At 41.9% G+C, this 14,120-nt stretch carries 13 protein-coding genes; 12 read left to right on the top strand and 1 reads right to left on the bottom strand.

The annotated features are described in order from the left end of the window. Positions 1-61: 61 nt before the first annotated feature. Positions 62-1,042, bottom strand: coding sequence for an aldo/keto reductase (locus NY014_RS15225; RefSeq protein WP_259415528.1), 981 nt, complete (start codon positions 1,040-1,042; stop codon positions 62-64). A gap of 143 nt (positions 1,043-1,185) precedes the next feature. Here NY014_RS15225 and NY014_RS15220 point away from each other — a divergent pair, with 143 nt between their 5' ends. The 12 genes from NY014_RS15220 (at position 1,186) to galK (ending at position 14,110) form a co-directional block, all read left to right on the top strand. Beyond that, positions 1,186-1,578 carry a Dabb family protein gene (locus tag NY014_RS15220; protein WP_259415401.1) on the top strand — a complete coding sequence of 131 codons (393 nt, stop codon included), beginning with the start codon at positions 1,186-1,188 and terminating at the stop codon, positions 1,576-1,578. 43 nt (positions 1,579-1,621) lie between these two features. Further along, entirely contained in the window at positions 1,622-2,938 is a 1,317-nt protein-coding gene (locus NY014_RS15215; protein ID WP_259415400.1) for a S41 family peptidase, read from the top strand. Between the two features lie 79 nt (positions 2,939-3,017). Beyond that, positions 3,018-3,575 carry a phosphoribosylglycinamide formyltransferase gene (gene purN / locus NY014_RS15210; RefSeq protein ID WP_259415399.1) on the top strand — a complete coding sequence of 186 codons (558 nt, stop codon included), beginning with the start codon at positions 3,018-3,020 and terminating at the stop codon, positions 3,573-3,575. Positions 3,576-3,756: 181 nt separating this feature from the next. Beyond that, positions 3,757-5,628 carry a CBS domain-containing protein gene (locus tag NY014_RS15205; protein ID WP_259415398.1) on the top strand — a complete coding sequence of 624 codons (1,872 nt, stop codon included), beginning with the start codon at positions 3,757-3,759 and terminating at the stop codon, positions 5,626-5,628. Next, positions 5,621-6,826 carry a succinylglutamate desuccinylase/aspartoacylase family protein gene (locus NY014_RS15200; RefSeq protein ID WP_259415397.1) on the top strand — a complete coding sequence of 402 codons (1,206 nt, stop codon included), beginning with the start codon at positions 5,621-5,623 and terminating at the stop codon, positions 6,824-6,826. The genes NY014_RS15205 and NY014_RS15200 overlap by 8 nt, the downstream gene beginning before the upstream one ends. Before the next feature lie 94 nt (positions 6,827-6,920). Beyond that, positions 6,921-8,447: a bifunctional phosphoribosylaminoimidazolecarboxamide formyltransferase/IMP cyclohydrolase gene (gene purH, locus NY014_RS15195; RefSeq protein ID WP_259415396.1), complete on the top strand. Its 1,527-nt coding sequence runs from the start codon at positions 6,921-6,923 to the stop codon at positions 8,445-8,447. A 148-nt stretch (positions 8,448-8,595) separates the two neighbouring features. After that, positions 8,596-8,859, top strand: coding sequence for a type II toxin-antitoxin system HicA family toxin (locus NY014_RS15190; protein ID WP_259415395.1), 264 nt, complete (start codon positions 8,596-8,598; stop codon positions 8,857-8,859). After that, positions 8,849-9,067: a type II toxin-antitoxin system HicB family antitoxin gene (locus tag NY014_RS15185; protein ID WP_259415394.1), complete on the top strand. Its 219-nt coding sequence runs from the start codon at positions 8,849-8,851 to the stop codon at positions 9,065-9,067. Before NY014_RS15190 ends, NY014_RS15185 begins: the two co-directional genes overlap by 11 nt. Positions 9,068-9,305: 238 nt before the next feature. Continuing rightward, on the top strand, positions 9,306-10,799 hold the full coding sequence (gene cysS / locus NY014_RS15180) for a cysteine--tRNA ligase (protein ID WP_259415393.1): 1,494 nt from the start codon (positions 9,306-9,308) through the stop codon (positions 10,797-10,799). Beyond that, positions 10,789-11,766, top strand: coding sequence for a M28 family peptidase (locus tag NY014_RS15175; protein WP_259415392.1), 978 nt, complete (start codon positions 10,789-10,791; stop codon positions 11,764-11,766). The genes cysS and NY014_RS15175 overlap by 11 nt, the downstream gene beginning before the upstream one ends. Before the next feature lie 135 nt (positions 11,767-11,901). Continuing rightward, a complete protein-coding gene (locus tag NY014_RS15170; protein WP_259415391.1) occupies positions 11,902-12,927 on the top strand; it encodes a LacI family DNA-binding transcriptional regulator in 1,026 nt (341 codons plus the stop codon). Next, positions 12,845-14,110 carry a galactokinase gene (gene galK / locus NY014_RS15165; protein WP_259415390.1) on the top strand — a complete coding sequence of 422 codons (1,266 nt, stop codon included), beginning with the start codon at positions 12,845-12,847 and terminating at the stop codon, positions 14,108-14,110. Before NY014_RS15170 ends, galK begins: the two co-directional genes overlap by 83 nt. Positions 14,111-14,120 lie beyond the last annotated feature (10 nt).

The raw sequence follows: 14,120 nt of genomic DNA, 5'->3' as shown, positions 1-14,120 counted from the left end.
CAATTCCCTTGGTCTTTTTTAATTTTCTTGATTTTTAGATTCTCTTCATGGAAGGCAATTTTTACCACAAATGATGAACTTCTGTTCGGATATAGGAATCATAAATTTCCTCCACCAATTCCATTTGCTTAGTACTAAGTTCTGGAAGTTCTGCGGCTGCCAGATTCTGAATTACCTGATCCAATCGAGAGGCACCTGGAATCACCGTGCTAACTTCTTTGAACATCAACACCCATCTTAGGGCATAGGCCGCCAAATTATTTCCAAAAACCTCTTTTAATTTTTCAATGACCGGAAAAGCTTTTTCCAGAGGCACCCCGGAAAAGGTTTCTCCTTTATCAAAAGCGGCTCCTTCCCGATTGAAATTTCGATGGTCCTCCTGGCCAAAGGTTGTTTCCGGAGTGATTCTTCCAGTCAATAAGCCTGAAGCCAATGGCACTCGAACAATCACCCCTACATCATTGACCTGTGCATGCTTGAAGAAGACTTCCGCGGGACGCTGACGGAACATGTTGAAAATAATCTGAACTGTCGAAACAATATCATATTTCATGGCAGTCATCGCTTCATTGATCTTTTCTACGCTGACACCCATAGCAGCAATTTTTCCTTCTTTCTTCAAATCCTCAAAAAGCCCAAAAATTTCCTCCCGAAGATAAACCGGTGTCAGAGGACAGTGTAACTGTATCAAATCCAAACGCTCCAAACCTGTATTTTTCAAACTATCCTCCACAAATTTTCTCAGAATCTCAGGTGTGTATCCCTCATTGGTATGTGGCTGAATTCTCCTTCCGCATTTGGTAGCCACGTAGATTTTTTCGGACCGTTCGCGAACGGCCTTTCCCACAGCCGCCTCACTCAATCCAGCGTCATAGACGTCTGCTGTATCAACGAAATTCACTCCTCGGTCAAAGGCTCCATGCAAAATTTCGGAGGCAGTTTGAGGATCGAAAGGCTTTCCCCAGCCCCCTCCTACTTGCCATGTTCCCAAACTCACTTCGGATACATTCCATCCAGTTTTCCCCAATCTTCTATAGTTCATTGCTTTATTCATTGAGTTTTCAGAAGCACTAAATTACTATTTCGAGCTATTAGAATGAATCCATTTTAAAAATGGATTGCCTTTTTAATTCTCCTGAATTAGATTCTCTATATTTAAGAATCTTAACCTTAGCCCATAGGGACATGAACAAGCGAAGGAACTTTATCAAAACAGTAACCGCTGCTTCTGCGGCTGCTTTCTTACCTATCACCTCAATTTCAAAAGACATGAAAAACCAAAAAATGATCCACCAAGTATTCTTCTGGCTACATGATAAAAATGATACGGATGAATTTTTATCCAAGGCAGTTCCTATGCTTGGTCAGTGTAAAACTGTAGGAAATTTCATTCCCGGAACCCCAGCTCCTACCGAAGCAAGGGATGTAGTTGACCATTCCTGGCACGTGTCCTGCACCCTGTTTTTTGACAGTTTGGAAGATCAGGCTGCCTACCAAGTTGACCCGCTTCACCTGGAGTTTATCGAAAAGTACTCTTCCATGTGGAAGACAGTAAAGGTCTATGATATCGCGATTTAAAATCAAAATGGTGACTTTTCCGTTTTGATAAAAAAAACTGCCTATGAAAAATATCAGATGGGTATTCGGATTGTTGATTTTGGGTTTTTGGGCCTGCGATCCGCCTGAAGAGCCCTCAGCACAACCTCAATCCAATGAAGTTCGGGATGCCATTTTCGCGACCATGAAGGAATGGTATTATTGGAATATGGAGCTTCCTACCAATGTGAATACAGGAGATTATTCCTCGAATGAAGAATTCTTGGATGCCATTATTTTCAAACCGCTTGATCGATTTTCTTACCTGACTACGCAAGAAGCCTTTCAAAATGCTTTCGTAGGCAGAAATGCGGGGCATGGATTTGGTTTTGGGTTTGATGCGGAGGAAAGACTCTATCTGACCTTTGTATTTGATGAGGCTCCAGCTGGAAAAGACGGTTGGAAGAGAGGTTGGGAGATCATTGAAATCAATGGCAAACCTCTCGCCGATTACAAATCGGGGAATGTTTATGATTTTCAACTGGGTCCTTCTGATCCAGGAATCACAAACACATTCACCTTCCGCTTGCCTGATGGCAGTATCACGACGCGAACCAATACCAAAGCAGAGTACCAATCGAATTCCGTTTTGCATCAGCAAGTGTTTGAGCTAGGCAATAAAAAGGTTGGCTATTGGGTGTATCAAAGCTTCAAAGCAACTCCGGATGTCACTCCGATTCAAAGTCGCGAAGTGGAAAATTCCATGAAGTATTTTATGGAACAGGGAGTTTCTGAGATGATTATTGACTTGAGATACAATGGCGGAGGTTCCGTGGATGTGGCAGAGCAAATCAATAATTACCTGATCAAACCAGCGAGTTCGGATCGGCTGATGTACACCAACAAGTTGAATAATGCGAAAAGCAATTTCAACACCTCCGAGATATTCAAAAAATTAGGGACGCTTAATCTGGATCGTATCATTTTCATCACAAGCCGGGGCACTGCCTCTGCCTCAGAATTGGTGATCAATGCGCTTGATCCCTACATGGATTTGGTTTTGATCGGAGACAATACCTTTGGGAAACCGGTAGGATCCTTTCCTTTGGCACGCTTTAATCAGGTATTACAGAACAATGATGTCGAGTTAGTTCCTATCACCTTTGCCATTGCCAACTCCCAAGGGAAGGCGGAGTATTTCGACGGATTCCCGGCAGATTTCAGCGTAAGTGACAGTCCTCAATTTGCCTGGGGTGACACCCGAGATTTGCGATTGTCCGCAGCACTTCAATTCATACAAGAAGGAACGGTCAACAGTCGATTTAGACAGGGATTTTACCGACCCAATTGGGAAATGATCGACGCATTTACCGGTCTTCAGCAGGAATTTCCTGCATTTTGATCCTTTAAAAAAGAAAGCAAAGGCTCCTTGTGAAAATCAAGGGGCCTTTTCTAATTTTACTCCGAAAAAAAGAACCAACGTGAAACGCCTCGCTATACTCGCTTCCGGAAGCGGCTCCAATGCCGAAAAAATCATGGAGTATTTTCAAAACTCCCCAAAAGCCGAAGTGGTCTTGGTTGCCTCCAACAAACCCGATGCTTTTGTCCTCAAGCGAGCAGAAAAATTCAATGTTCCCACTTTCACTTTCACCAGAAAAGAAATGGATGCTGGGATTCTTTTGGAAAAGCTTCAGGCTGAAAAGGTTGACTGGGTGATCTTAGCAGGATTTTTACTCAAAATCCCTGATGCACTCATCCATGTTTACTCCAATAAGATGATCAACATACACCCTGCTCTTCTTCCTAATTATGGTGGAAAAGGGATGTATGGAATGCATGTTCATGAAGCTGTCAAAGCTGCTGGAGATAGGCAAACAGGCATCACCATTCATTTGGTTAATGAGCATTATGATGAGGGCAAGATTATTTTCCAAGCTGCAACTCCCATAAGCCCGGAGGATACACCAGAAATGATCGCCCAAAAAGTTCATGCTTTGGAGCACCGGTATTATCCCGAAGTGATAGCTAGCTTATTGTAATCCAGACCAATTGTGACTTCAAAAAACTTTAACAACTCTGAAATCTAATTTTTTGGCTAATTTTTAAAATATGACAATCATCATTAAAAAAGTTTAAAATGATTTTGAGATTTGAAGGTAAGGGCTAGTTAGTTGATCTACAGGAGAAAAGCTGAGCCCTGAAATTCAATTATTAAAATCAATGGGCGATCACATAGTCAGCTTAGACGCCAATGTACAGGCAAGAAATCTTTTTATCAGCCATCTTTTAGAAGATCTTCAGGCACTCGATTATTTAGTACAAAACAAGCTTCTAGAAAAAGGTATCACTCGAATAGGTGCAGAACAGGAGTTCTGCTTAATCAACGATCACGGACGCCCCTCCAATCAAGCTTCTGAAATCTTGGAGCAAATCCAGGATGCTCACTTCACCACCGAATTAGCCAAGTATAACCTCGAGATCAATTTAGACCCCATACTTTTTGAGGGGGACTGTTTCGAGAAAATGGAAAACCAATTGAAGCAGTTGATCCAAAGGGCAAAGGATGTAAGTTCAAAGTTTGGTGATCGGGTTTTGCTTACGGGAATTCTACCCACGATTTCTATCGATGAGCTATCCCTGAGCTACATGACCGAGAATCCCCGCTATTATGCGCTCAATGAATTGATGAAAAAAGCTCGGGGCGGGAATTTTCGGATGATTTTTACAGGCGTGGATGAATTGTCTATTGTACATGATTCAGTCATGTTTGAAGCCTGCAATACCAGCTTTCAAATGCACTTGCAAATTGAGCCGGATGATTTTGAATCCGCTTACAATTGGGCTCAGGCTATCTCGGGACCGGTTTTAGCCGTAGCAGGAAACTCTCCTATGTTGATGGGAAAAGAGCTTTGGAATGAAACCCGAATTGCGCTTTTCCAACAAAGCATTGATACCCGGAAGATGTCCAAAGCCCAAACAACCAAACAAGCGCGAGTATCATTTGGAAATGGCTGGGTAAAAGGGAATATCGTGGACTTTTTCAAAAAAGAAATTTCCAGTTTCCGGATTTTACTCACCAAGGAGATTGAGCAAAATGCCATGGAGGAAATCAAAAAAGGGAATATCCCGAAACTCAAGGCACTCAATCTTCAAAACGGGACAATCTATCGATGGAATAGGCCTTGCTATGGTGTATTTAATGGTAAACCCCACCTTCGTATAGAAAATCGATACATTCCAGCTGGCCCGACGACATTAGATGAAATCGCAAATTTTGCCTTTTGGGCTGGTTTGATGCAGGGAAGACCTAAGGTTTATGATGATTTGCCTAAGCTGATGGAATTTGAGGAAGTCAAATCCAATTTCATTCGGGCAGCACGGTATGGAAATGAAACCTGCATGAGCTGGATGGGCAAAAGAGTGCCAGCTAATCAGCTTATTTTGGAGGTATTCATCCCAATGGCAGAAGAAGGTCTGAAAAAAATGGGTGTCCCATCAGAAAGCATTTCCAAATACCTCGGGATCATCCAAAACAGAGTTCAAAAACAAACTGGCTCTCAATGGATGGTGAAAAATTACCGAATTCTAAAAAAGGAACATAAGGTAGATGATGCCTTGGTGGCCTTGACCCAATTAATCTATAGCAATCAGCAGGATGATAAGCCTATTCCTGATTGGCTGGATGTGAATGATTTTCATGAATTCGAAACCAAGGCAAATAAAGTGGGACATATCATGACCACCACTTTGATCACGGCCGATTCGGAGGATTCCGCTAGACTCACCTTGGAATTCATGAAATGGAATAATATCCATCATCTTCCGGTGGTAGATAATCGGGAGCGACTGGTTGGGCTAATTACCTATCGCCATCTTCAAAAATACTGGGAGGAAATTCAGGACCCGGCTTCGCAATTACAAGCCAAAGACATCATGGTGAAGGAGGTGATTTACACACACCCATCCAACACCATTCACCATGCCATTGAGCAATTGAAGCAACACAATATAGGATGCTTACCCGTGGTTCATAATACCCATTTGGTAGGGATCATTACATTAAAAGATCTGGAAAATTTTAAAAGTGCATAAAGACCATCCCCAAGTCGAACTAGAAGAAATTGCAATTGATCGAATCATTGATCAATTGGAGGGTGAAATGCCGGGACCTCAACTGATTTTTTTTGGTGGAATTCATGGAAATGAACCATCTGGGGTTTATGCATTGAAAAATATCATCCAGAAAATCCGGGATGAAAAAATCCCCCTAAAAGGCAAAATCACAGCCATTGCCGGGAATCTTTGGGCTTTAAAACGGAAGGAACGATTTCAAAAAAAAGACCTCAATCGACTTTGGACCAAGAAAAATGTCGAGGCCTTGGATCATGGTCATTTCACTCCTAGCAATGAGGACGAGGAACAATTTGTGGAATTGCACGACCTGATTCAGGAAATCATTGCTCACCAATCCGGCCCACTATATTTTTTTGATCTGCATACCACCTCCAGCCAGTCCATTCCTTTTATTCCTGTCAATGACAGCCTAATCAATCGAAATTTTGCCAATTTATTTCCCGTGCCGCTCATTTTGGGAATAGAGGAGTATATCGAGGGGCCTGTTCTTTCCTATATCAATGATCTCGGCTATGTTTCCTTTGGATTTGAAGCTGGGCAGCATAAAGATCCGATTTCGGTCTATAATCATGAGATTTTTATTCAGCTTGCCTTGGCTTTTTCAGGTGCCTGTTCTGAAGCAGACATGAATGTGAACCAACATTTAGAATTTTGGGGAAAGAAATACGGGCCCTATGAGCACTTCTATGAAATCATATTCAGATTTCATGTCAACCAAAAAATCCCCTTCCAAATGATGCCGGGTTTTGAAAGTTTCCGGGGAGTCAAAAAAGGAGAAAAGCTTGCCGTATACGGTAATGAAGACATTTTTGCTCACAAAAACACCCAAATCTTCATGCCGCTTTATCAATCAAAAGGAGAAGATGGTTTTTTTCTAATCCGAAAAACTCCTGAGATATTTTTAAAGATTTCTGCATTTCTTAGAAAAAACAAACTAGATCAAATCATCACCTGGCTTCCTGGAGTGCGATGGACATCTGAGGAAAAAGACTCCATGATTGTGGATCTTCGGATAGCAAGATTTTTAGCAAAACCCATCCTCCATCTATTCGGCTATCGATTTGTACAGCGGGATCAAACACACTTGATTATTTGGAATCGGGAGCGTAAGTCAAAGTATCGAGATTACGAAAATGAATCTTGGTTTAAAACCTAAAGAAAGAGCTGATTAAGCCTAATTTTTCCTCTGCCTTCTCCCCTTTTTTTCTACCTTTGCAACTTCTTGCAATTTTCACCTATCCATCTAAAAAATGGCTGTCAAAAAAATTCAATCTGCACTCATTTCCGTCTTTTACAAAGACAATCTCGAACCTATCATTGCCCTCCTCAAAAAGCATGGAGTAAAAATCTACTCTACCGGTGGAACTCAGAAATTCATCGAAGAACAAGGAGCTGAAGTCATTCCTGTTGAGGAACTTACAAGCTATCCTTCCATTTTTGGAGGTAGAGTAAAGACCCTCCACCCAAAGGTATTCGGCGGTATTTTGTACAGAAGAGAAAATGAAGGGGATGTGTCCCAAGCGGCTGAATTTGATATTCCTGCTATTGATTTGGTAATTGTAGACTTGTATCCATTCGAGGAAACAGTAGCATCAGGAGCATCTGAAGCCGATATTATTGAGAAAATCGACATTGGCGGAATATCCTTAATCCGAGCTGCAGCTAAAAACTTCAAGGACGTTGTCATTGTAGCATCCAAAGATCAATATGGAGATTTGGAAGCAAAACTAGAGTCTCAAGACGGAGGAACAACCCTTGAGGACCGGCGCTATTTTGCAGCTCAGGCATTCCAGGTTTCTTCCCATTACGACACGCATATTTTCAATTATTTCAATCAAAGCGAAAATATCCCTGCTTTGAAGGTTTCCGAAAACAAAGCCAAGGCACTTCGCTATGGAGAGAACCCTCACCAATCAGCTCATTTCTATGGAGATTTGGACGAGCTTTTTGATCAATTGAACGGAAAAGAGCTTTCCTACAACAACTTGGTGGATATAGATGCAGCAGTGAATTTGATCGCTGAATTCCCTGATCAAACTGCATTCGCAATTTTGAAGCACACCAATGCCTGTGGTTGTGCTACAGCAGACAGTGTGAAACATGCTTACCAAAAAGCCTTTGCTGCCGACACCATTTCTGCATTTGGAGGGGTTTTGGTAACCAACCGAACAGTCGATGAAGAAGCCGCAAAAGAAATGCACAGCCTATTCTTCGAAGTTTTGATTGCTCCAGATTTTACTGAGGAAGCACTTCAGATTTTGAAAGGCAAGAAGAACAGAATCTTGCTCCGCCAAAAAATGGCTTTGCCAGGTACCAAAATGATCAAAACCCTTCTCAACGGAGTGATTGAGCAAGACAAGGATTTGGCTACTGAAAGCAAGGAAGATTTTAAAGTAGTGACCAAAGTGGCTCCTACAGAAAAAGAAATGGATGCTTTGGTATTTGCAGCAAAAGTCTGCAAGCACACCAAATCCAATACCATTGTCCTAAGTAACGATTCGCAGCTATTTGCTTCCGGAGTTGGTCAAACTTCCCGAGTAGACGCTCTAAAGCAAGCCATTCTAAAGGCTAAGGAATTTGGATTTGATTTGGATGGAGCAGTTATGGCATCTGATGCCTTCTTCCCATTCCCAGATTGCGTGGAAATTGCAGACGAAGCAGGAATCACTGCAGTAGTTCAGCCAGGCGGATCTATCAAAGATCAGGATAGCATTGATTACTGCGATGCAAATGGCATGAGTATGGTGATGACCGGAGTGAGACACTTCAAACATTAATGGACTGACCTTTGAGGTTTTGAAAACCTCGAAGGTCTTGTCTTAGCATTTCAAAGACCTCCGGTTCCAATGGAATCGGAGGTTTTTTTATGGCAAAAATCGACTACGATATTAAATAACAAATTCAAAAAATAGATTAAATTAGGCTATGGGCAAGTATGAAAAACTAATAGCCAAAATCCTCTCAGGAAGCTCAGATAGTAACATTACCTTTAGAGAATTAAGGAAGTTGATTTTGATTTTTGGTTTTTCGGAAAGAATAAAAGGTAGTCACCACATATTTAGCAAAGAAGATGTGGAAGAAATCCTTAATCTTCAAGAAAAGAATGGTAAGGCAAAACCTTATCAAGTAAAACAAGTAAGATTACTTATATTGAAATATCAATTAAGCCTAAAAAAAAGTGAAGACTGATCCGCGATACGAAATTATTATTTACTGGAGCGATACTGATGAAGCATTCATTGCAGAAGTTCCAGAACTTGCTGGCTGTGCTGCCGATGGAGCTAGTTATTTAGAAGCCCTTCAAAATGTTGAGCTTGTAATTCAAGAATGGATTGAAACTGCTAAAAAAATGGGGAGGGAAATCCCAAAACCTAAAGGTAAATTGATGTTTGCCTAAAAGCAGTAAGATTTTAGAAGCAAGACCTCTGGTGATAAAAGCCAGAGGTTTTTCTTTTTTAGAATGTCTTGATTAAGATGAATTCTATTTCCTCCTTAGAAGCTCATGTGTTTTTCGTCAAGGACTCACCATTTTTAACTTCAATCTCCCCCATTTTTCCGCTATTTTGCGCGGTGATTGAAACCAGATCATACCTACATCGTGTTTCATAATTCGTAATTCGTACTTTTGAAGACTTATGAAGTCGCATAACCTCAAACTCTACAATACCCTTTCCAGGGAAAAAGAAGTATTTCAAGCCATCAATCCTCCCTTTGTGGGAATGTATGTCTGCGGTCCGACAGTTTATGGGGATGCACATTTAGGCCATGCCCGACCTGCTGTCACTTTCGATACTGTTAATCGATATTTGACCCATTTGGGCTATCGGGTTCGCTATGTTCGGAACATTACCGACGTAGGTCACCTCACAGGAGATGCGGATGAAGGTGAGGATAAAATCGCCAAAAAAGCCAAACTCGAGCAACTCGAGCCTATGGAAGTAGCCCAACAATACACGGATACTTATCATCGAGACATGGCCCTTCTCAATACCTGGAAACCTAGTATTGAACCGCGGGCAACAGGTCATATTCCAGAGCAAATTGCATTGGTGGAAGCAATCCTTAAAGAAGGTTTGGCCTACGAGGTTAACGGCTCAGTGTATTTTGATGTACTCAAATACAATCAAAGCTACCAGTATGGAAAGCTTTCAGGAAGGGTTTTGGATGAGTTAATCAGTGGAACCCGTGATTTGGATGGACAAGGTGAAAAGCGGAATTCCGTTGATTTTGCACTTTGGAAAAAAGCTGCCCCTGAGCATTTGATGAAATGGGATTCTCCTTGGGGCTTGGGATTTCCAGGATGGCATTTAGAGTGTACAGCCATGAGCTCCAAATATCTGGGAACTCAATTTGATATTCATGGGGGCGGGATGGACTTAATGTTCCCTCATCACGAATGTGAAATTGCACAAGGAAATGCATGCAATCATCAGGACCCTGCCCGATACTGGATGCATAATAACATGATCACCATCAACGGACAGAAGATGGGTAAATCTCTGGGCAACTTCATTACCCTTCAGGAACTGTTCACTGGAAACCATAAGCTTCTGGAACAAGCCTACAGTCCCATGACCATTCGTTATTTTATGCTTACTGCACATTATCGGTCTACTTTGGACTTTTCAAACGAGGCCTTGAAGGCAGCGCAGAAGGGCTACAAAAAAATGATCAATGGGTTGCGCACAGCTCAGCTATTAGAATATCAGGCTGATGATTCCATTGCATTGGATGAAAAGCAAATTCAGCAGATAGAGTCCAGTATTACCAATGCCTACCGAGCGATGGACGATGATTTCAACACCGCGCAAGCAATTGGTCATCTCTTCAACTTGCTCAAAAAGATCAATTCCATTTTCACCGGACAATTGAACAGTGCTGCATTAGGTGAAGAAGTTTTTGAAAAGCTGAAAAATACATATATCACCTTCGTGACGGACATCTTGGGCTTGATCGAAGAGAAAAGCGACAATCAAGGATCCATGATAGAGTTATTGCTGAAACTTTACAGCGAAGCAAAAACTGCCCGCGATTATGTCAAAGTGGATGAAATCCGCGCCGGATTGAAGGATATGGGATTTGTGGTGAAAGATATGAAAGACCGAATTGACTGGGCTTATGAAGAATAGTATCTGGATTCTAGTAATTCTTCTTTTCGTAGGTGCTTGTTCTTCCGAGAAAAAGACGGACAGCACGAGCCCTCAGGTTGAGATCAAACCCTATCCAGCTTTTAGCTCGGATTCGGCCTATGCTTTTATTCAGAAGCAAGTGGATTTTGGACCTCGTGTACCGGGAACAAGTGGACATGCCGCTACGAAGGATTGGATCATTTCCAAACTTGAATCCTGGAACTGGAATGTTCAAACTCAGGAATTTCAAGCTACTACCTATGACAAACAAACTTGGGATTTGACCAATATCATCGCTTCATATAATCCTGATGCGAAAAAACGTATCCTTCTTGCTGCTCATTGGGACACACGGCGAATTGCCGATAAGGACACCGAACGATTGGAGGAGGCGATTGATGGAGCTAACGATGGAGGTTCTGGCGTTGGGGTATTGATGGAAATTGCCCGAGTGATTGGAAGTCAGGAACTGAAGCCTGAGGTAGGAATTGACATTATTTTGTTTGATGGAGAAGATGATGGAGAGCCTGAAAGAGCTACGGTTCGGGATAATTCTCAAATTTGGTGGTGTCTGGGGTCCCAACACTGGTCCAAAAACAAACATGTTCCAAATTACTCTGCCTATTACGGAATCCTAGTTGACTTGGTCGGAGCAAAAGGAGCTCGCTTCTATCGGGAAGGTTACTCGAGACGCTATGCTTCCGGGATATTGAAAAAAGTCTGGGATCATGCCGCCCAATTGGGACATTCTTCCTTCTTCATCCCACAGGATTCTCCTGAAATTCTTGACGACCACCTTTTTGTCAATGAATATGCCCAAATCCCCATGATCGACATTATTGAGTTTAGTCCTCAATATGGATTTGGACATTATCATCATACACATCAGGACAATATGGGCCTGATTGATAAGCGTCCTTTACAGGCCGTTGGAGAAACGGTTTTGTTTACAGTTTACCAGGAATAATAGGATTTCGAAAAAACTTTGCAATATTGCCAACAACAGCGCATAGAATTTACTGAAATTCAAACCTTTTACGCTGAAAATTGGTAATTCTATCATCGTTGGATTTATCCCATTTCGGGCCAAAACTAAGTACGCATGAAAAAAGGACATCAGGTCACCATGAAGGAAATTGCCAAAAAATTGGGGGTTTCCGTCTCGACTGTTTCCAGAGCATTAAAGGATTCTCCAGAGCTCCACGAAGAAACCAAAAGGAAAATCGTGGAAACGGCGAAGGAGATGAACTATCAGCCCAATTTACTTGCTCAAAGCCTTCGAATCAGTCGCACCAAAACACTCGGTGTGATTGTTCCTGAGATTACCTCTCACTTTTTCGCATCCTGTATCAGTGGTATTCAGGACTTTGCCAATAAGCGTGGCTACAATGTCATGATTTGCCAATCCAATGAATCCATCGATCAGGAAATCGCCAACATTAAAACCTTGGTTGCTTCTCAAGTAGACGCCTTGATGATTTCCCTCAGTAGGGAAACCAATCACTATGAGCACCTTTTTGAGCTATACAATCGCGAAATTCCTTTTGTACTTTTTGACCGTGTTCATGAAGATATTCCTGTTTCCAAAGTAACTTTCAACGATGCCGGTGGAGCTTATCAGGTTACCAATCACTTATTGGAAACCGGCTGCAGATCCATTGTTTATGTTTCCGGTCCAGAGGACCTTTATATTTCCAAAAAGCGGAAAGAGGGTTATTTGAAAGCACTTCGTGAATATGGAATTGAGGAAAATCCGGATTTCATCAAAGTCACCGATCTTACTGAAGCTGACAATATCCGAATAGCCAAAGAAATCGCTGCTATGAATCCGCTACCAGACGGTGTTTTCTGTATGATTGATCCATTGGCAGTAGATGTGTTGACCTATTGGAAAAGCGTAGGAATAAAAGTTCCTGAGCAGATTGCTTTGGCTGGCTTTACCAATAATCCGACATCCGGTGTAGTTGAGCCACCTTTAACTACCGTATCCCAGCCTGGATACGAAATGGGTAAATTGGCAGTTAGCCACCTTCTGGACCAACTGGATGGATTGGTTTCTGACGATCCAATTTCCATTGTCTTGGATACGACTTTGGTTCCTAGAAAGTCCTCCCAACGATCCATTTAAATTAGAATTCCTAGGAGTTCAACGCTATCCCTATCTGATGGAAGCCCAAATTCGATCCAGTTTTAAAAATCATTTTGAAACGGAGCCTCTCATTGCTTTTGCTCCAGGACGAATCAACCTCATCGGGGAACATACCGACTATCAGGAAGGATTTGTTTTTCCAGCGGCAGTTCAGTTTGGAATTTGGGTTGGAGTTCAAAAAAATCAACTCCCCTATTGTCGTTTATTTTCCCTCGATTTTGAGGAATCAGCAACTTTTGATTGGAAGGCATTTTCTCCCAAAAAAGGACATTGGAGCACCTATGTGATGGGCTTTTTAGCGCAATTACATCAAGCCGGATACAAGTTTGAAGGCTTTGATATGGTGATCGGAGGTAATATCCCAGTGGGCGCTGGCTTATCTTCTTCAGCGGCTCTTTCGGTTTCAATTGGGACAGCACTTTCGGCTTTATTTGAATTTAATTTGAGCAAATTATCCATAGCCCGCTACGCTCAAAAATCAGAGCACCAATATGCTGGAGTCAACTGTGGAATCATGGACCCCTATGCCTCTGCTTTTGGGAAAGAAAATACAGCCTTACTATTGGATTGCCGAGTCAATCAACATGAAGAAGTCTCTCTGGATTTGGGAGAATATTGCTTCTTGCTGGTAAACTCCAATGTCAAGCATTCCTTAGCGGATTCTGCCTACAATCAGCGGAGAGCAGCTTGTGAAGAAAGTGTAATGCTTTTGACACCCTATTTTCCAGAAATCATAACATTACGGGATTTGAAGGTTTCCCAACTTGAAGAAGTCCAACAAATTCTTCCAGAACCCCTTTTCCCTAAAGCCAAGCATGTCATTTCTGAATGCGGGCGGGTTTTAGAAGCTTCATCTGCTTTGAGAGAAAATCGCTTAGAGCTATTTGGTGAGTTACTCAAAAAATCACATCAAAGTCTCAGTCAAGATTTTGAAGTGAGTTGCCCCGAGTTGGATTTCTTAGCGCAAAAAGCTTTTGAATTTTCAGGTGTTTTAGGAGCAAGAATGATGGGAGGAGGCTTTGGAGGCTGTACCATCAATTTGATTAAAAAAGGGAGCATTGAGGCATTTAAATATGCAATAGCTCCTTCTTATGAAAAGAAATTTGGAAAAGCTCCTTCCTTTATCCAAGTCGAAATCAGCGAGGGAGCAAGAGTGATTTAAAATCAACCCC

The organism is Algoriphagus limi (genome assembly GCF_024919275.1).
Lineage (GTDB): Bacteria > Bacteroidota > Bacteroidia > Cytophagales > Cyclobacteriaceae > Algoriphagus > Algoriphagus limi.
Note: the sequence above shows the minus strand (reverse complement) of the source record. Positions and strands in the feature narration are given on the sequence as shown.

What these genes read in the sequence shown, in the direction of transcription:
- NY014_RS15170 (WP_259415391.1), top strand. Translation starts at nt 11,902, where the DNA reads ATGAAAAAAGGACATCAGGTCACCATGAAGGAAATTGCCAAAAAATTG.
- cysS (WP_259415393.1), top strand. Translation starts at nt 9,306, where the DNA reads ATGAAGTCGCATAACCTCAAACTCTACAATACCCTTTCCAGGGAAAAA.
- NY014_RS15215 (WP_259415400.1), top strand. Translation starts at nt 1,622, where the DNA reads ATGAAAAATATCAGATGGGTATTCGGATTGTTGATTTTGGGTTTTTGG.
- NY014_RS15190 (WP_259415395.1), top strand. Translation starts at nt 8,596, where the DNA reads ATGGGCAAGTATGAAAAACTAATAGCCAAAATCCTCTCAGGAAGCTCA.
- NY014_RS15175 (WP_259415392.1), top strand. Translation starts at nt 10,789, where the DNA reads ATGAAGAATAGTATCTGGATTCTAGTAATTCTTCTTTTCGTAGGTGCT.
- NY014_RS15220 (WP_259415401.1), top strand. Translation starts at nt 1,186, where the DNA reads ATGAACAAGCGAAGGAACTTTATCAAAACAGTAACCGCTGCTTCTGCG.
- NY014_RS15225 (WP_259415528.1), bottom strand. Translation starts at nt 1,042, where the DNA reads ATGAACTATAGAAGATTGGGGAAAACTGGATGGAATGTATCCGAAGTG.
- purH (WP_259415396.1), top strand. Translation starts at nt 6,921, where the DNA reads ATGGCTGTCAAAAAAATTCAATCTGCACTCATTTCCGTCTTTTACAAA.
- galK (WP_259415390.1), top strand. Translation starts at nt 12,845, where the DNA reads ATGGATTGGTTTCTGACGATCCAATTTCCATTGTCTTGGATACGACTT.
- NY014_RS15205 (WP_259415398.1), top strand. Translation starts at nt 3,757, where the DNA reads ATGGGCGATCACATAGTCAGCTTAGACGCCAATGTACAGGCAAGAAAT.